At 51.6% G+C, this 14,167-nt stretch carries 12 protein-coding genes; 3 read left to right on the top strand and 9 right to left on the bottom strand.

What is annotated here, in order from left to right:
- Nucleotides 1-10: 10 nt before the first annotated feature.
- A complete protein-coding gene (locus tag G367_RS0112850; protein ID WP_020413542.1) occupies nucleotides 11-715 on the bottom strand; it encodes a response regulator transcription factor in 705 nt (234 codons plus the stop codon).
- A 165-nt stretch (nucleotides 716-880) separates the two neighbouring features.
- Here G367_RS0112850 and G367_RS0112840 point away from each other — a divergent pair, with 165 nt between their 5' ends.
- The 3 genes from G367_RS0112840 (at nucleotide 881) to G367_RS0112825 (ending at nucleotide 2,504) form a co-directional block, all read left to right on the top strand.
- A complete protein-coding gene (locus G367_RS0112840) occupies nucleotides 881-1,351 on the top strand; it encodes a Spy/CpxP family protein refolding chaperone (RefSeq protein ID WP_020413540.1) in 471 nt (156 codons plus the stop codon).
- Nucleotides 1,352-1,568: 217 nt separating this feature from the next.
- Entirely contained in the window at nucleotides 1,569-2,120 is a 552-nt protein-coding gene (locus G367_RS0112830) for a flavodoxin (RefSeq protein WP_020413538.1), read from the top strand.
- A gap of 6 nt (nucleotides 2,121-2,126) precedes the next feature.
- Nucleotides 2,127-2,504, top strand: coding sequence for a hypothetical protein (locus tag G367_RS0112825; protein WP_020413537.1), 378 nt, complete (start codon nucleotides 2,127-2,129; stop codon nucleotides 2,502-2,504).
- A gap of 77 nt (nucleotides 2,505-2,581) precedes the next feature.
- Here G367_RS0112825 and G367_RS0112820 read toward each other — a convergent pair whose 3' ends face one another.
- The 8 genes from G367_RS0112820 to G367_RS0112785 form a co-directional block, all read right to left on the bottom strand.
- A complete protein-coding gene (locus G367_RS0112820; RefSeq protein WP_020413536.1) occupies nucleotides 2,582-4,537 on the bottom strand; it encodes an alpha/beta hydrolase family protein in 1,956 nt (651 codons plus the stop codon).
- A 112-nt stretch (nucleotides 4,538-4,649) separates the two neighbouring features.
- A complete protein-coding gene (locus G367_RS0112815) occupies nucleotides 4,650-6,704 on the bottom strand; it encodes a S9 family peptidase (RefSeq protein WP_020413535.1) in 2,055 nt (684 codons plus the stop codon).
- Between the two features lie 138 nt (nucleotides 6,705-6,842).
- Nucleotides 6,843-7,976, bottom strand: a complete 1,134-nt coding sequence (gene dapE, locus G367_RS0112810; protein WP_020413534.1) for a succinyl-diaminopimelate desuccinylase — start codon at nucleotides 7,974-7,976, stop codon at nucleotides 6,843-6,845.
- Between the two features lie 90 nt (nucleotides 7,977-8,066).
- A complete protein-coding gene (dapD, locus tag G367_RS0112805) occupies nucleotides 8,067-9,098 on the bottom strand; it encodes a 2,3,4,5-tetrahydropyridine-2,6-dicarboxylate N-succinyltransferase (RefSeq protein ID WP_020413533.1) in 1,032 nt (343 codons plus the stop codon).
- A 9-nt stretch (nucleotides 9,099-9,107) separates the two neighbouring features.
- Nucleotides 9,108-9,461, bottom strand: a complete 354-nt coding sequence (locus tag G367_RS0112800; protein WP_020413532.1) for an ArsC family reductase — start codon at nucleotides 9,459-9,461, stop codon at nucleotides 9,108-9,110.
- 2 nt (nucleotides 9,462-9,463) lie between these two features.
- Nucleotides 9,464-10,132: an endonuclease III gene (gene nth, locus G367_RS0112795; protein WP_020413531.1), complete on the bottom strand. Its 669-nt coding sequence runs from the start codon at nucleotides 10,130-10,132 to the stop codon at nucleotides 9,464-9,466.
- A gap of 53 nt (nucleotides 10,133-10,185) precedes the next feature.
- Complete coding sequence (gene dapC, locus G367_RS0112790; RefSeq protein WP_020413530.1) at nucleotides 10,186-11,358, bottom strand: succinyldiaminopimelate transaminase; 1,173 nt, start codon at nucleotides 11,356-11,358, stop codon at nucleotides 10,186-10,188.
- A gap of 29 nt (nucleotides 11,359-11,387) precedes the next feature.
- Entirely contained in the window at nucleotides 11,388-14,099 is a 2,712-nt protein-coding gene (locus G367_RS0112785) for a [protein-PII] uridylyltransferase (RefSeq protein ID WP_020413529.1), read from the bottom strand.
- Nucleotides 14,100-14,167 lie beyond the last annotated feature (68 nt).

Here is a 14,167-nt window from a genome sequence, read left to right as displayed (position 1 = left end):
TTGATACTACCTACTGCTTGGCCTGGGTGAGCATATAGCCAGCGCCGCGAATATTGATAATCAGATCGCGGCTGGCGCCTTTGTCGGCGAGCTTCTTACGGATATTGCTCACATGTACGTCGATTGAGCGATCGTAGGGCATAAGCTTGCGCCCTAGTGCACTTTCGGTCAGAACCTCTTTACCAACCACATCCCCGGCGTGCTGCACCAGCACTTTGAGTACTGAGAATTCAGCACCAGTGAGGGATAGGGCCTGTTCGCTCCAATAGGCCTGGTGTTCAGCTGGTAAAAGTCGCAACTGACCGCTGCTAAGGCTGTCGTCATTTTCTTCTATTTCAACCCGCCCACGGCGCAATATAGCGCGCAGGCGCGCGGCCAGCTCACGTGGATTACAAGGTTTGGGCAGGTAGTCATCGGCCCCCATTTCCAGGCCCACAATGCGATCCACGGTATCGCCTTTGGCTGTGAGCATGATGACAGGCAGGGATCTACTCGTTGGGGAGGCCTCTTCGCGGAGTTTACGCAGCACGTCAAAACCGTTGTGTACTGGAAGCATTACATCCAGTACCAGGGCGTCAAAGTTTTGGCTCTGTGCCAGCTCAAGCCCCCGGCCGCCATCATTGGCCGCTGTTACTTCAAAGCCTTCGCCGGTGAGGAACTCCCTCAGCAGGTCGGTCAATTCTGTGTCGTCATCGATCAGGAGGATTCGGCTCATGGCGTTCTCTCTGTTGCTGTGGTGCCATTATATGCAAAGCACTGGCGCTAGTTATCGCAGCCCTGTGGGCTTTTTACCGTTCTTAACAATTGTTTACCCCGGTTTGCCCCTGTTTACACAGGCCACACTTACTATGAAATCACTGAATGCAAACGAGAGGACAGAATGATGAAGAACTGGAAACTGGCGGTAAGCAGTTTGGCCCTGGCGGGTGTTTTAGCTTTCCCCGCAGCGACGATGGCGTCTGGCGGGGGTGGGGATCACCACAAGCGCGGCTTTGAGCACATGGCCCGTGAGTTGCAGCTGACCGAGGGACAAAAGGCACAGCTAAAAGCCAACCGCGATGGTACCCGTGAGGCGAGAAATGCCCAGCGTGAACAGCTGAATGCTCTGCGAAAGCAAATCCATGCTGCGATAGAGTCCGGTGCTGACCAGGCTACAGTGGATCAGCTGGGTGCCGAACTGGGTCGGCTGAAGGTACAGCAAATGCAGAGTCACTACCAGATGCGCCAGCAATTTGAGGCGATTCTCACCGATGAGCAGAAAGCCAAGTTTGAAGAGCTAAAAGCTGAGCGCAAAGAGCGCCGAATGAAATGGCGCGAAGGCCGCCTTGAGCGCCGCTCTTCAGACTCCTGATTACCCTTCTATAGACTCCTTGTGCGATCCACCGGGCGCGCCCTTCCCCAGAGGCCCGGTAGGTTCATAACCCTTTGCCCCCGTTCAAGGGGGCCTTTTTGTTTCCCCTGCTTTTGCTTTTCAGAGTCAGCTTGCTGCATTCCGCTATTGCTGGGAGAATACGCCGCCCCGCAAATAGGTGTCTAGTGTGGCCCGGTTAGGGCAGAGAGGAGTGACTGTGAGCAAAATCGGCTTGTTTTATGGCAGCGACGAAGGCAACACTGAATCTATAGCCCTGCGTATCCGCGCCCGCCTGGGTGAGGATAGGGTAGATCTGTTTGATATTGCCGATGTCACTCAGCTGGATATCGCCAACTACGAGCAGCTGATTTTTGGTATTCCCACCTGGGATTTCGGCCAGATTCAGTCCGATTGGGAGGAGTTCTGGGAAGATGTGCAGGAAATCGACTTTAGCGGTAAGACCGTGGCCCTTTACGGTTTGGGCGACCAGTTCGGATACGGCGATTACTTCCTCGACGCTATGGGCATGTTGCACGATGTGATTGTCGGGCGAGGAGCGACCATTGTCGGTTTGTGGTCTACTGAAGGCTATGAGTTTGAAGCTTCCAAGGCGGAGGTCGAAGGTGAGGGCAAATTTATGGGCCTCGCTATCGATGAGGATCAACAGGAAGAGTTGACTGCTCAGCGCCTTAACCTGTGGTGCAAACAAATTGCTGATGAATTCAATCTTGATGGTGGTGCTGACAGCATCATTGAGTTGGATGATTAAAATTGCATGGATCAGGCAATACCCTTTAAAGAATTCTGGGCTTGGTTGGCCGAACATCCCAACTGTATCCTTCGTGCCGGGAGTACAGACTCAGTAGTTTACGATGATGATGACTACTATTGGCGCTTTGCTGAGGAGGATGCCCGCACCTTGCTCGTTCAGGTTATCCGAGGAAAGCGCCCCGTAGCAGAATTCTTTATCGAACCTGCGCATGTATCCACTGTTCGAGTGAACCCTGGTGAACGAGGGGAATTCAATTTTGATTTGGTTACCGAATTTCAAGGGCAGATGCAGGTAATTTTTTATTTTGTATTGTCACATGGCTTTGACGAGGAAGTCAGTCCAGTCGAAGAGTCTTTCAAGTCTTCAGGGCACCTCCACTAAAAGCCAGGCTGTTCGGCTGTGTATTGGCGACACCAGTTGATAACTTGACTGGTGTCGAAAAGATTTGCGTTAGCTCGTTACTGTTTTTTCGTTGGCGATTTTTCTGCGGACCCAATGCCGATATTTTTATCAAGGAAGGCGAGCAGTTCGGTATAAAGCTTCATCTTGTTCTCCTCGCTATAAAATCCGTGCCCTTCGTTGGCAACAATAAGGCTTTTTGCAGGCTTCCCTTCTTTTTCAAGTTTTTTCAGTAGCTCCTCAGCATGTTCAACAGGTACACGCTCATCTTTCTCACCGTGAATAATAAACAAGGGGATATTGAGTTTATCGGTGTTGTGGATTGGAGAGTTTTCCTTTAAGAAGTTCTTATCTTTACTCAGTTCCCTATTAAGGTAGGCTAACCCTCTATCACGACGCTTGATATCCCCTTTCTTGTACATCATCTCCAAGTCATAAACACCCACATAGCCAGCCGCACATTTATACAGGTCTGGATATCTGATCGGATTCATTAGGGCAGAGTAGCCCCCAAAGCTGGCACCGTAAATACAAACTTTTCTTGGATCTGCATAGCCTTTCTCTACTGCCCAATGAACTGCATCGGCTATATCCTTTTGAATTTTTCCTCCCCACTCTTGCTCTCCGGCAGTGTAAAAGTGGTCGCCGTATCCTGTTGAGCCACGAAAGTTTACCTGGAGAACCAAGTAGCCATTTTGGGAAAGTATTTGTGCTTCTTGGTCATATCCCCAGTAGTCACGGGCATGGGGGCCTCCATGTGGTACTACTACCATAGGCAGATTTTTAGTTTGTCCTTTGGGGAAAGTCAGATAGGTGCCTATTCTCATGTTGTCCGTGGTGACGAATGACTCAGCTCGCATTGAGTTTAGAGTTTCAGGGGCAAGCCATTCTGATGATGATAATAGAAAGTCTACTTTCTTAGTCTTCAAATTTGCTAAGAAATAATCCCCTGGGAGTCGGTCTCCATAAACTTTTAGTATTCCTAAAGAGCCGTCATTAGTGAAGCTTGTAAAGTTGATTCTGTAGCCCTCAAAAGCCTTTTTTAAGCCACGGAAATAAGCTGCAAACCCATCTCCCTCATCAAAAAAGTGCTCTTCAGGATAGTCGGGGTTTAAGTAGACACCGATGGGGTTTTCACTTACAGGGTGGTGGATTACTCCGCTAATGTCGGAGTTATCGTGGGAAAATATTGGAGCTAGTTGGTTTGTCTTGTTATTAAATTTAACTAGTTGCTCTGTGTTATTGGGTCGGTCTATTAAAAAGTAGAAGTCACCGGTCTCAGAGTCTCTGCCTGTTGGCCAACCGCGGGTCAAGAGAGGATTTTCAAGTTTTTCCCACCCTTTTTGGGATTTCTTATAGATTTCACGAATGCCTTTTCTATTGCTGCCTGTGGCGAAAACTACATTGCCAAGTCCATCACTATGGGCTCGGCCCACCTGAGGCAGCCCTGTTATTCTAGTTTTAACACCACTATAAATATTTACCTTTAGGATTTCTCCTGTTGTTTCCCAGTCATTTGCCCAAGGTGATGTTGAGAGTAAGATTTTGTTTTTATCTTCTGGAAGAGTGTCAATAATTGTTGCATGCGCATATGTTGCTTTGGCTCTTTTTAAACGTGTGCCAGTCTGCATCTCGCTTGCTAAATATCCAAATATATTTTTTGCTTTGGATCCATCGAAGTTTACTGCAAACAGGGTTCCATAGAAGATTGGAGTTTCTAAGGCAGCTCTGCGCGACATAACTTCGGTGATAACTCTTTCATTGTTGGCCCAATAAAAATGTCCAACTTCATCCTTTCCTTTGAGCCGTAAGCCTCCTGTAATTTCAAAGTCATCAAGGGATAAAAAAAGTAAAATTCTCTCGCCTTTATGGATTTTTCTGATGGCTAAGTGGGTGCCTTCTGGAGATATTTTCACCTCCTCAATTTCTGCATGGCGTATTAGGTCCGATAGAGGTATCTGAGTGCCAAATGCGAAAAGCGGCCAAAGAAAAGCGAAAAATAAAAGCTTGCGCATATATGTTGCCCTTGTATTGAAGGTTCATAATTATGCGTGATAGGGCTATTAATGGAAATGGTTAGGACGGGTCTAGAAAGTTCGTCCTGACCTAAAAAACAGGAAATTAATCTTAATTCACTACTAAGTCCTGACTCTCTCGCTCAGGCTTGTGCTGTTCAAACCAGTACAAGATAGAGGCTACCTTAGCAATCATCTGGCTGGGTCTCGCGGCAATACTGTGAGAGGCGCCTGGGATACGCACCATTGCAGCTTCCACATCGTTCAACTTCAGTGCCTGGTAAAACTGCTCTGTTTCAGACATCGGTGTGCGGTAGTCCTCCTCTCCGGTAAGCAGCATGGTTGGCGTAGTGACATTGCCCACATAAGTCAGTGGTGAACGGCGGCGATATTCCTCCGGTTTTTCCCAGGGCATGCCTGAGAACCAGTACTTAGTAAAGAACCTGGAATAATCCGCAGTCAAGACGAAGCTTTCCCAGTTGATTACTGGTTTGGCAACGACCGCAGCTCGGAATCGATCGGTTTTGCCGATGATCCAGGCTGTTAGGGTGCCGCCCCCGCTGCCGCCGGTAACAAACAGTTGCTCCTCATCGATAAAACCCTGGTTGATGACTGCATCCACGCCGGCCATCAAATCGTCGTAATCCTGGCTCGGGTAGTTGTGGTGAATCAGATTGGCAAATTCATGCCCATAGCTGGTGGAGCCTCGGGGGTTTGTATAGAGAACCACATAGCCTGCGGCAGCAAAAAGTTGCACCTCTGCGGCGAACCGGGGGCCATAGTTAGAGAAGGGCCCGCCATGAATTTCCAACAGCAAGGGATATTTTTTCTTCGGGTCGAAGTTGGGCGGGTAGGCGACCCAGCCCTGTATATCACGGCCATCAAAACTGGACTTGTAATTGATCTCCTCCACGCGGGCCATATTGCGCAGCGGCATCACATCGTTATTGAGGCTGGTCAGCGCTTTTACTTTGCCATTGTGGGCCAAAGCCAGCTCTGCCGGATGTTGTGGATTGGTTTGCGTGTAAGCAATAGCTCCGCGCTTGGATGTGGCAAAGTGAGTGCCCGAGTAGGGTCTCCCCAGCGATAGACCGCCAGCATCACTGGCGACTACAGTGTCACTGCCACTAATTTTTTTAATGGCAATTTTTGTGGAGCCCTGATCGTCGTAGCTGTAAGCGATACGTTTACTGTCGCCTAGCCAGTGGTAGCTGGAGATACTGCGGTCTTTTGCGGTTTGGATTTTGCGAGACTCGCCGCTGCCGAGATCGATGATGCGCAGGCTGTGTTGTTGGTACCCGAGCCGTTGATCCTCAAATCCCAGGTAGGCAAGCTTTTTACCATCGGGGGAGATCTGCGGATGGTGATCAGGCCCGAATCTTTCGGTGATCTGCTCAATGTCGCCATCCTTGAGATTTACTCTATAAATTTCAGAGTTCATCAGTTCGATCTCGTGATCGGGGTGGCGGTTTGCAGAAAAGTAAATAGCGTCGTTGTTTTTACTCCAGGCGAGACTACTGTTGTGGTCGAACTCACCGCTGGTAAGCTGACGCGGCGTGCCGCCCTCACGGGAGATGACAAATATTTGGGTGTGCCCCTGCTTGAGATAACCCATACCGTCCGCACGATAAATACTGCGGTCGATAAACTGGGGTGATTTTGCCCACTCGGCGCCCTCGGGCGCTCCGGGCAGTTCAACCGGCAGAGGTTTGCTCTCTGGCACAAACATGGTGAAGGCAATTTGTTTGCCGTCCCTTGACCACTGAATATTTGAAGGGGATTTTGGCAGGTGGGAGATCTGCAGGTTTTGACCGTTATCGAGCCACAATAGGTGTATCTGGGGGCTGCCGCTGCGGGAACTGATAAAGGCGATTGTTTTACCATCCGGGGATAGGCGCGGCGAATAATCAGCGTAATCTCCTGAGGTCAGTGGGCGGTGGTCCTTGCCGTCGGCACTGATGCGCCATAGGTTTGCCCGCTTGTTGTCCGCCATTTTGTTCATGGAGTTGCGGACGTAGTAAATACTCTTTCCGTCGTTACTGAACTGAGGGTCGCTGGCATACTCGAGATTGAATACATCCTCATAGCTGAAGTTAGTGGGTTGCTCTTCAGCGAGGGTAGGACTGGCGATTAATATCGCCGCGGCTATTTTCAATAGTCTGTTCATTATCTGCGGGCTCCTCCATTTTGTTATCGGAAGGAGCATACCGCAGAGACGGTCGGGCAGGAGGCGAATAAGCCGATCCGTGTATTTAGTGGGATAGTCCGTGCAATTAATAAATAATTATCGTCTGGGTCAGTAAGCTCAGGTTAGAAGCTCCCTAAGTACTTCCCGATAAATTTCCTTAAGTATATCCAAATCGTCGGCTTTGACTCTCTCATCAACTTTGTGAATAGTGGCATTGACCGGCCCCAGTTCCACTACCTGCGCTCCTGTTGGAGCGATAAAGCGGCCATCGGAAGTGCCCCCGGCCGTCGATAATTCTGTTTCCTTTCCTGTGATTTTTTGAATCGCTTGCTCTACAGCGTGGACCAGTGGACCCTCGGCAGTGAGGAAGGGATGGCCGGACAAATTAAAGTTCGCTTCATATTTTAAGTTGTACTTATCCAGGATTGCTCGGGCACGGGCCTCCAGTTCTTCGGCGGTGGATTCTGTAGAAAAGCGCCAGTTACAGAGCAGATCCACCTCACCGGGAATCACATTGGTTGCTCCTGTACCTCCGCTGATGTTGGAAACCTGGAAGCTGGTGGCTGGGAAAAATTGGTTGCCCTGATCCCACTCTTCTGCGGCCAGTTCAGCAAGAGCTGGGGCCAAATTGTGAATTGGGTTTTCCGCCAGATGTGGATAGGCCACATGTCCCTGCACACCGAAGACTTTTAATTCAAGGCCCAGGGAGCCGCGTCTTCCATTTTTGATAATATCGCCGACGCGCTCGCTGCTGGAGGGCTCACCGACAATACAGCAGTCTATTTTTTCTCCCTGCTCTTCGAGCCACTCAACGACTTTGACTGTGCCGTTGATTGCCGGCCCCTCTTCGTCGCTGGTGATCAAAAAGGCGATGCGACCGCTGTGATCGGGGTGCTGATGGATAAACTCCTCACAGGCCACCACCATTGCTGCCAGTGAACCCTTCATATCGGCCGCGCCGCGACCATACAAAAAGTTATCGCGGATTTCGGGTTCGAAGGGTGGGCTGCTCCAGTTTTCCTCCGGCCCGCTCGGCACGACATCGGTGTGACCGGCGAAGGCGAGCAGTGGGCTTTTGCTTTGCCCGTTGCGCACCGCCCAAAAATTATCGGTATCGCCACGGCACAGCTTTGCCACTTTGAACCCAATTTTTTCCAGTCTCTCAATCATCAGGTCCATACAGCCTGCGTCCTCGGGGGTTACGGAGCGACGGCGGATGAGTTCAAAGGCCAGTTGCAGTGTGGGGGTCACGGAGTAATCCTTTTAGTCGATAAGGTGCGCTGTTATCAGAATTTATAGATGTAAGGAGTGGGCAGGGCTGGGGCCCCGCCGAAGCAAGTTTTAATTGCTGTGCAGTGCTGCATTCAACTCAATGGCACTCTTATTCGTTAAACATTCAACGGCGCCATTGGTAGAGTTTCTGCGGAACAGGAGGTCGGATTTTCCGGCCAGTTCGCGCGCTTTGATATGCTCGACCAGTTTGCCGCTGTCATCTAGCAGGGCCACCTTAGTTCCGGCGGTGATATATAAACCCGCTTCCACAGTGCAGCGATCTCCCAGGGGGATGCCGATACCGGCATTGGCTCCCAGCAGGCAGTTGTCGCCCACAGAAATCACTATGTTCCCACCGCCGGAGAGGGTACCCATAGTGGAGCTGCTGCCACCCAGATCGGAGCCCGCGCCGACAAATACGCCGGCCGAGATGCGGCCTTCGATCATGCCCGGTCCCTCGGTGCCCGCGTTAAAGTTGACGAAGCCCTCGTGCATGATCGTGGTGCCCTCGCCGAGATAGGCGCCGAGGCGCACACGCGCGGTGTGGGCGATACGCACTCCCGTAGGTACCACGTAGTTGGCCATCTTGGGGAACTTGTCGATGCAGGAAACTTCCAGGTGCTCTCCTTTTAAGCGCGCTTCCAATTGTCGCTGTGGTAGTTCCTCCAGGTCGATGGCTCCCTGGTTGGTCCAGGCTACATTGGCTAATTTACCGAAGATGCCATCGAGATTAGTTTCGTGGGGTTTTACCAGACGATGGGAGAGTAGATGCAGTTTCAAGTAGGCTTCGGGAAGCGATTGTGGTGCTTGGTCAGTGGAGAGTACTACCGCCGCCAGAGGCCGCTGGGTGATAGTAAATTGTTGCAGGATGTCTGCTTGATCGTTGGCACCCAACTGGCGCAATTTCTTTTCCAGGGGATGCAGTTGGGCTGGGTCCAGAGAAAGGCTGTAGTTGCCTTCGCCGATCTTCAGGGTTTCCTTGATTACAGCAGCTACACCCGTATCGGGCTTAAACAGAGGCCTGGGGTAGTAGACTTCCAGCCATTCCCCCTTATTGTTACAAGTGCCTACGCCAAACCCAATACTGTAAATATCGCTCATATTTTCCTCCTAGTTGGATTTGCTGGCGAGTTGGGCGAATTCGGTCTCTTTAAAACCGAAATGGGTGTTGTTACCGCTGGTGGTTACCGGGCGTTTGATCAGTGTTGGGGTTTCCCTGACCAATGCTAGGGCGATGTCATTATTCATGCTGTTTTTCTGGTCGTCAGTAAGTGCGCGCCAGCTGGTGGAACGGCGGTTTAGTACTTCCTGCCAGCCGAAATTTTCCAGCCAGTCTTTAAGGGGTACATTATCCATTCCATCTTCTCGGAAATCGTGAAATTGATAATCAACCCCATTTTTTTCCAGCCATTTACGGGCTTTCTTTACAGTGTCGCAGTTTTTAATTCCGTACAGAGTAATCACAGTTACGCCTTTTTGGTTTTCTTGGGATTTTTGCGGTTGGGATAACAGGTAGTGCAGATTTCGCATACGGTGCCATCACAGCCTCGTGCGGAACAGTATTCCCGGCCGTAGAAAATAATCTGCAAATGTAACTTATTCCACTTTTCCTTGGGAAACAGCCGCTTCAGATCCTTTTCAGTTTGGGTAACATTTTTTCCGCTAGTGAGCCCCCAGCGCTGGGCAAGTCGGTGAATATGGGTATCCACCGGGAATGCCGGATGTCCAAATGCTTGCGACATCACCACACTGGCGGTTTTATGGCCGACACCGGGCAGGGTTTCTAGTGCAGCCATATTTTCAGGTACTGCGCTATGGTATTCATTGACCAGAATTTGCGACAGTTTACTGATGGCCTTGGATTTCTGCGGGGACAGGCCACAGGGGCGGATGACCTCTTGGATTTTTTCCACCGGTACCTGTGCCATGCCTACCGGGTTGTCTGCCAGCAACCAGAGTGCGGGCGTTACCTGGTTGACGCGCTCATCGGTGCACTGTGCCGAAAGTAATACGGCCACCAGTAATGTGTAAGGGTCTTTGTGGTCAAGGGGGACCGGAGTTTCCGGGTAGAGTTCTTCTAGGCGCTGTAGAATAAAATCCACTCGCTCCTGTTTTAGTAAGTTTTTTACTGCCATTCTTTGTTGTGCCTGGGGCTCCGGGATGTATTTTTTGTGTCCGAGTGTTTGTGCTAGCTGCAAAAGGTTTTGATGCGCCGAGCGGCTTCCACGCACTCCTCAAGCGTCGCTACCAGGGCCATGCGTACGTATTCACTTCCCGGGTTTAAGTGCTCGTTTTCGCGTGCGAGGAAGGCGCCTGGCAAAACGGTAATGTTCTGCTGGCAAAATAGCTCGCGGGCAAAACTCTCTCCATGACCGACGCGCGGCCAGAGGTAAAAGCTTGCCTGAGGGAAACTCACTTCGAGGCAACCATCGAGAATATCAAGTACCGCATCAAATTTCTGTTGATAGAGTGTACGGTTTTGTCTTACATGCTCTTCATCCTGCCAGGCTGCGATGGACGCATACTGGTTTGGCAGAGGCATAGCGCAGCCGTGGTAAGTGCGATAGAGCAGAAATTTATCCAGCAGTTGCGCGTCGCCGGCTACAAACCCCGAGCGGAGGCCGGGCAGGTTTGAGCGTTTGGAAAGGCTGTGAAATACCACACAGCGGCGATAATCGTTGCGGCCGAGATCTTTGCATGCCTGCAGTAATCCGGTGGGTGGTGATGCTTCATCGAAATAGATTTCTGAGTAGCATTCATCTGAGGCGATAGTGAAATCGTAGCGATCAGCAAGCTGGATCAGTTGCTGTAAATCTGTTACTTCCAACAGCGCGCCAGTAGGGTTTCCCGGTGAGCAGATATACAGCAGTTCGCATTGTTGCCAAACTGACTCGGGGATGGAGGCAAAGTCGGGTTTGAAGCCGTTGGCCTTCACACAATTTATAAAATGTGGCTGAGCACCGGCAAGCAGTGTTGCGCCTTCATAGATCTGGTAAAAGGGGTTGGGCATAAGCACTTTACTGCCCGGTGTCACTATGGCTTGGGCAAAAGCGAATAGCGCCTCGCGGGTACCGTTTACTGGTAGCACCTGAGTTTCCGCACATAGCTGGTCCAGGTGGAAGCGTTTGCGCAGCCATTCTGCGATTGTCACACGCAGTGATTCCAGTCCCTTTGTGAGCGGGTAGGAGGAAAGCTTGTCCAGGTGTTGAACCAGCTTACCGCGGACAAAACCGGGTGGGGCATGCTTTGGTTCACCAATAGAGAGGGCAATATGCGGCTTGTCTGCTGCCTCCAAGCCCTCTTTCAGCGCTTGCAGTTTAGTGAATGGGTAGGGCTGCAACTTTTCCAGGTTGGGGTTCATAGCAGTCTCATACGCTCTCTCAATAGTTATTAGTGCGGTGTGGTGTGGTCGTCCAGTTCCCGGCAGATTGCCTCTTCCAGTGAGCGATTGATCTCGTTGTCACAGAGAGCTCGTCCCTCTGCATCGGTAATATGGAAAATGTCTTCCACTCGCTCGCCGAGCGTGGAAATTTTAGCGTTGTGCAGGCGCAGGTCATGGGCGATAAAAATACGCGCAATACGGGCCAGCAAGCCGGGCCTGTCGGCACTGGTTATTTCCAGGGTGCTATACAGGTCTCCGGGTTCGGCTGATAGGTGCGCCTGGCTCTCCAGTTCAAACATTTTTAGGCGGCGGGGGGTGCGACGCTGGATCACCTTGGAGTAGTCCTCCACCAGGGCCAGCTCCTCCTGCAACGTAAGCCGAATTTGCTGTAGTCGCTGCGGTTCGTCAAGCAGGGGTTGGCCGGACTCATCCAGTACGTAGAAGGTGTCCAATGTGTATCCGGAGGCGGAATTATAAAGTCGGGCGTCGTGCACACTTAAGTTGAGCATATCGAGTCCGGTCACAGCGGCAGCAAAAACATTGGCCCGGTCGGGAGTGTATACGAATACTTGGGTGGCACCGTCGTGCTCACCGGGGCCGGAATTGCGGGTCAACACCAAGGTGTCGCTTTGCTCCAGGGGGGCATTGCTGTGCAGCTCATGGATAGCGGCAGTGTGCCAGGTAATGTTGTCTGCACTCTCGCGTACAAAATAGTCCTCGCCCATCTGTGCCCAGATATTAACTACTGAAGCTTCGGGCAACCCCATTGCCTGTAGCTTTTCTAAAGCAAGGCTGCGGGTTTCCTCGATAATTTCTTCCCGATCTATAGGGTTTTCCAGGCCGCGGCGCAGGGCATGTTGGGTAGCTTGGTAGAGCTGACGCATCAGGCTCGCGCGCCAGCTGTTCCACAGCTCCGGATTGGTGGCATTGATGTCGGCCACTGTGAGTGCGTATAGGTAGTCGAGATGCTCGCGGTCACCAACTTCGCGGGCGAAAGCATGTACTACTTCGGGGTCGCTGATGTCCTGTTTCTGGGATACCTGGCTCATCAATAAGTGTTTTTCTACCAGCCAGCAGACCAGTCGCCGGTCGCGGGCGGGCAGTTGGTGTCGCTGGCAGAATTCAGTTGCATCTACTACTCCCAGCTTGGAGTGGTCGCCGCCGCGGCCTTTGGCAATATCGTGGTAGAGGCCCGCGATATAAAGCAACTCTGGTTGACGCATGCGACCTAGTATGTCCGCAGCGATGGGAAATTTTTCCCTCGCTTCTGGACTGCGGAAACTGCGCATATTGCGCACTACCTGCAAGGTGTGGGCGTCTACGGTGTAAATGTGGAAAAGGTCGTGCTGCATCTGACCGGTAACACGTCCAAACTCCGGTAGATATCGCCCTAGAATTCCGTAACGAGTCATGCGCGATAACTGCGTGGATAGCCCCCGCGGGGAACGTAATAACTGCATAAACAGTTCGCTGTTGGCGGTATTTAAACGGAAGTCTCGGTCGATCAAATGCCGGTGTTCGCGAATCAGGCGGATAGTAGAGGCGCGCACCCGGGTGATCTGCGGATTTCTCGCCATCAGTACAAAAATTTCCAGCAATGCTGAGGGGTACTGGCTGAAAACCTGTGGGTGAGTAACTTCAATCGCACAACCGCGAAGCTGGAAGCGTTCGTTAATGGGGGTGATATCCTGCTCGCCGCCGGGTGCCAGAATTGCTTCGCCGAGATATTGGAGAAGTACATCGTTCAGTTGGCGCAGTGCCATTACAGTGCGGTAGTAGCTGTGCATAAACTGCTCTACCGCCAGTTGGTTATTACTGTCCTTGTAACCAAACTGATTTGCCAGCTCCCTTTGGTAATCAAACAGCAGGCGTTCCTCCGCACGCCCGGCAAGCAGGTGGAGTCCATAGCGAACACGCCAAAGAAAACTCTCGCCAGACTGGAGGATGGCAAACTCCTCCTCAGTAAAAAAAGCCTTGCCTTGCAACTGTTTAAGTGTGCGCACCCGAAAGAAGTACTTGGCGACCCAGGCGATGGTCTGGATGTCGCGCAATCCCCCGGGGGAGTTCTTTATGTTGGGCTCGAGAATATATTCCGCCGCTTGTTGGCGGTTGTGGCGCTCTTCCTGCTCAGCGAGTTTTGCGTGGAAGAAGTCTACAGTGGACCATAGTTTGTTGCGCTCTAAAGAGGATGCCAGGTGTTCTCCTGGTGCGGCATCGCCAACCACCGTACGCGACTCTGTGAGGTTGGTCATCACGGTTATATCTTGGGCGCCAAGTTCCAGGCACTCCTCGACACCACGTACCGAGTGGCCGATATCCAAGCCCAGGTCCCAAAGGAGTGCCACAAAGCGCTCAATATTGTCGATTGTCTTCGAGTCCGAGCGGCCATTAGTAAGTATTAACAGGTCGATATCTGAGTGAGGGTGTAGCTCACCACGTCCATAGCCGCCGACTGCGAGCAGCCCTGTGCCGGGTTTCCATTCGTACTGATGCCATGCGTAGTGCAGTAAACAGTCCACGAATAGGGCTCTTTCATGAATCAGAGTGTTTACATCTTCGCCCTCGCGAAACCGCTCTGTCATCTGATGCTCGGCAGCGCCGACGGCATCCTTAAAAACTTGTAGGGGTGGCTTTTCGCCGGCGGCCAAATCTCGGCGAAATCTGGCCTGATCAAAGAAAAATAGAGGCCGTTCAAAGTGGGGGATGTGGGCCGGCTGCATGGGCGGAGTCCATTTGACTGTGTCCCGCCGCTTGGCGGCGGGTCTTTGCATCTTTTACTGAGGGCGCA

Origin of the sequence: Microbulbifer variabilis ATCC 700307 (assembly GCF_000380565.1) — a bacterium.
GTDB lineage: Bacteria > Pseudomonadota > Gammaproteobacteria > Pseudomonadales > Cellvibrionaceae > Microbulbifer > Microbulbifer variabilis.
This window is presented reverse-complemented; position numbering and strand designations above follow the sequence as displayed.

Excerpts from the sequence above, each read along its gene's own strand:
- G367_RS0112850 (WP_020413542.1), bottom strand. The coding sequence starts at position 715 with ATGAGCCGAATCCTCCTGATCGATGACGACACAGAATTGACCGACCTG.
- G367_RS0112840 (WP_020413540.1), top strand. The coding sequence starts at position 881 with ATGATGAAGAACTGGAAACTGGCGGTAAGCAGTTTGGCCCTGGCGGGT.
- G367_RS0112825 (WP_020413537.1), top strand. The coding sequence starts at position 2,127 with ATGGATCAGGCAATACCCTTTAAAGAATTCTGGGCTTGGTTGGCCGAA.
- G367_RS0112820 (WP_020413536.1), bottom strand. The coding sequence starts at position 4,537 with ATGCGCAAGCTTTTATTTTTCGCTTTTCTTTGGCCGCTTTTCGCATTT.
- G367_RS0112815 (WP_020413535.1), bottom strand. The coding sequence starts at position 6,704 with ATGAACAGACTATTGAAAATAGCCGCGGCGATATTAATCGCCAGTCCT.
- dapD (WP_020413533.1), bottom strand. The coding sequence starts at position 9,098 with ATGAGCGATATTTACAGTATTGGGTTTGGCGTAGGCACTTGTAACAAT.
- nth (WP_020413531.1), bottom strand. The coding sequence starts at position 10,132 with ATGGCAGTAAAAAACTTACTAAAACAGGAGCGAGTGGATTTTATTCTA.
- dapC (WP_020413530.1), bottom strand. The coding sequence starts at position 11,358 with ATGAACCCCAACCTGGAAAAGTTGCAGCCCTACCCATTCACTAAACTG.
- G367_RS0112785 (WP_020413529.1), bottom strand. The coding sequence starts at position 14,099 with ATGCAGCCGGCCCACATCCCCCACTTTGAACGGCCTCTATTTTTCTTT.